We start from the raw sequence: 246 nt of genomic DNA, 5'->3' as shown, positions 1-246 counted from the left end.
GAACGTTGAAGACGACGACGTTGATAGGTCGGGTGTGTAAGCGTAGCGATACGTTGAGCTAACCGATACTAATGAACCGTGAGGCTTAACCTTACAACGCCGAAGCTGTTTTGGCGTGCAGAGACAGAATTTTCAGCTTGATAACAGATTAATCGACAGGTCAGAAGACGTGTTGATAAACAGAATTTGCCTGGCGGCTGTAGCGCGGTGGTCCCACCTGACCCCATGCCGAACTCAGAAGTGTAA

General features: G+C 49.2%; 1 rRNA gene. It reads left to right on the top strand.

Going from position 1 to position 246, the window contains the following annotated elements:
* Positions 1–93: ribosomal RNA gene (locus tag M8014_RS00025) — 23S ribosomal RNA — on the top strand; the annotation flags it as partial.
* Positions 94–246 lie beyond the last annotated feature (153 nt).

The organism is Silvania hatchlandensis (genome assembly GCF_025564065.1).
GTDB classification, from domain to species: Bacteria; Pseudomonadota; Gammaproteobacteria; order Enterobacterales; family Enterobacteriaceae; genus Enterobacter; species Enterobacter hatchlandensis.
Note: the sequence above shows the minus strand (reverse complement) of the source record. Positions and strands in the feature narration are given on the sequence as shown.